Annotated in this window: 2 protein-coding genes; one reads left to right on the plus strand and one right to left on the minus strand. The window is 64.0% G+C overall.

Features of this window, described 5'->3' with window-relative positions; translation table 11 throughout:
- Nucleotides 1-366 precede the first annotated feature (366 nt).
- Nucleotides 367-1,572 (plus strand): IS110 family RNA-guided transposase, encoded by a 1,206-nt coding sequence (locus tag AC1D06_RS42360; RefSeq protein ID WP_477991531.1) that lies wholly within the window; start codon nt 367-369, stop codon nt 1,570-1,572.
- Between the two features lie 26 nt (nt 1,573-1,598).
- Here AC1D06_RS42360 and AC1D06_RS42365 read toward each other — a convergent pair.
- Nucleotides 1,599-2,631: sensor histidine kinase (locus AC1D06_RS42365; protein WP_477991533.1), on the minus strand; the 1,033-nt coding region annotated here is incomplete at its 5' end.

Here is a 2,631-nt window from a genome sequence, read left to right on the forward strand (position 1 = left end):
CGGCAGCACCGTCCGCGGCCTCTATCAGTTCGTATTCGGTGGTGGCCATGAGATCGCGGATGATCTGGCGGTTGTCCTCAGTGTCTTCCACCATCAGGATTCGTTTGCTCACTGGAGTACCTCCTGGCTGTTGGACGTGGAGCCGCGAAGCGGCGTAGCATCCAACAGCCCGAGCATCTGCCGCGACGGCCAGCCTCGCTTGCCGCTAGACGGCCCGCATGAGACCTGCCGCGCGGCAGGTGCCGGGAGACCGCAACGGACCACAGGGTGAAGCGCCAGTGCTTGCCGGCCAGAGCGCCTGTCAGTGAGCGATCCGTACGATCTCCCAGCTCGGGTGAGGCTACACCAAATCGAGGAGATCGGCACATGCCCTTTCATGTTGGACTGGACTGGGGTGGTGCAAGCCATTCCGTCTGCATCATCGACGCAACCGGCCAGGTCATCGCGCGAGAGGAGGTCCGCCATGACGCGGTCGGTCTCGCCGCGCTGCTGGCGCGCCTGCGTGGGGTTGCCCCGCCGGCCGAGTTGCCCATTGCCATCGAGCGCCCTACCGGCCTGCTCGTCGATACGCTGGTCGAGGCCGGGCATCCGGTCGTGCCGATCCATCCAAATGTCGTCAAAGCCTGCCGCCCGCGCTACCGAGCTGCCGGCGGCAAGTCCGATTTCGGCGACGCCTACATGCTCGCTGACATCCTGCGCACCGACGGACATCGCTTCCGCCCGCTCACCCCCGCCTCCGACGACATCCGCGCGTTGCGCGCGCTTGTGCGCGGTCGCGACGACCTGATCGCCCAGCGCACCGCACTCGCCAATCAGTTGCGTAGCCTGCTCGACAGCTTCTGGCCCGGCGCCACCTCGATCTTCGCTGCCATCGACAGCCCGATCGCAATCGCCTTCGCCCGTCGATATCCAACCCCCGACAGCGCCAGCCGCCTCGGCGAAAAACGCCTCGCCAGCTTCCTCGCCCAGCACCGCTATTGCGGTCGTCGCTCGCCCGTCGAACTCCTCGCCAGGCTGCGCGCAGCCCCTGCCGGCCTCACCCAGGAGGCCGAGACAGACGCCAAGGGCGAACTCGTCTGCGCACTCGCCACTATCCTCGACGCCCTCGTCTCCGAAATCACAAAGCTCTCCTCGCGCATCGAACATGCCGTCGCCCAGCTCCCCGACGGACAGATCGTCATGTCCTTCCCCCGCGCCGGCCGCATCTGCGCCGCCCAAATCCTCGCCGAACTCGGTGACGTGCGCGAACGCTTCCAAACCGAAGACCAACTCGCCGCCGAGGCCGGCGTCTGCCCCGTCACTCATGCTTCCGGCAAATCCCGCGGCGTCGTCTTCCGATGGGCCTGCAACCACCGGCTCCGACAAGCCATCATCTGCTTCGCCGACAACTCCAGGCACGCTTCCATCTGGGCCGCAGACATCTACAACCGCGCAAAAGCTCGTGGATGCAGGCACCAGCACGCTGCTAGAATCCTCGCGCGCGCTTGGATCCGTATCCTCTGGCGCGCGTGGCAAGACCGCGCCACATACGACCCAAATCTCCACGCTGGCGCCATCAAAATCGCCGCCTGACGCAAAAGGGGTGGACACAGGGTGTCTCATGCCGCCGCCTCCTCGCTATCCCCTACCCGGATCGGTATCTTCAAGCGGAACGTCGAGCCTGAACCGGGAACGGACTCGACTTCTATGGTTCCGCCATGCATTTCAACGATACGTTTCGAGATCGCCAGGCCCAGACCCGTGCCGCCCTTCTGCCTGGTGCTGCTGCTGTCGACCTGCTGGAATTGTTCGAAGATCAGCACCTGGTCCTGAGACGCAATGCCGGGGCCCGTGTCGCGCACTGTGATCTCGAAGTCTCCATCGACCGCATCGGCAAGAATGTCGATCGCACCGGTTTCGGTAAACTTGACGGCATTGCCTGCAAGATTGAGCAGGACCTGGGTCAAGCGGCGTTCGTCGCCACGTCCGAGCGGAAGTTTCTCGGCAACAGTCGCCGAGAGTATCAGACCTTTGGCTCGCGCCAGCGGCTCCACCGCCGTAACCGTGGATCGAACAATCTGCCCGACGGAGTATTCCTCGAGCGCAAGCGTCAGCTGGCCCGCTTCGATCTTTGAAAGATCGAGCACGTCGTTGATCAGCCCCAATAGGTGGTGGCCGTTTTCTTGCACCCGCGCCACGGCGGTCTTCGCCTTGTCCGGGAGCTCGCCGTAGATCCCGTCGGCCAACAGCTCGGTGAAGCCCAGGACGGAATTGAGCGGTGTCCTGAGCTCATGGCTCATATTCGCGAGGAACTGAGACTTGTGGCGGCTGGCTGCTTCGAGCTCCCGGCCTTTCTCCTCAATCTCGCGGAACAGCTTGGCGTTTTGGATCGCAAGCACCGATTGGGCTGCGAAGGTTTCTATGAGGTGCACGACCTGTTGGTCGAATTCACCTGGCTTGCGGCGCCTGACGACAAGCGCACCGACGATCTTGTCCGGCCTGAGCAATGGAACCACGAGGACGCTACGATATCCGGCGTCGAGGACGATCTTCTCAGCGGAAGACGGCGTTCGTTCGTTGAGATCAGGCACCTGGATCGGCGTGCGACGCCGTGCGGCGTCGCCGATGCCCGGATCATCCAGCCCTATCGGC

The organism is Rhizobium sp. P2_G2 (genome assembly GCF_056403555.1).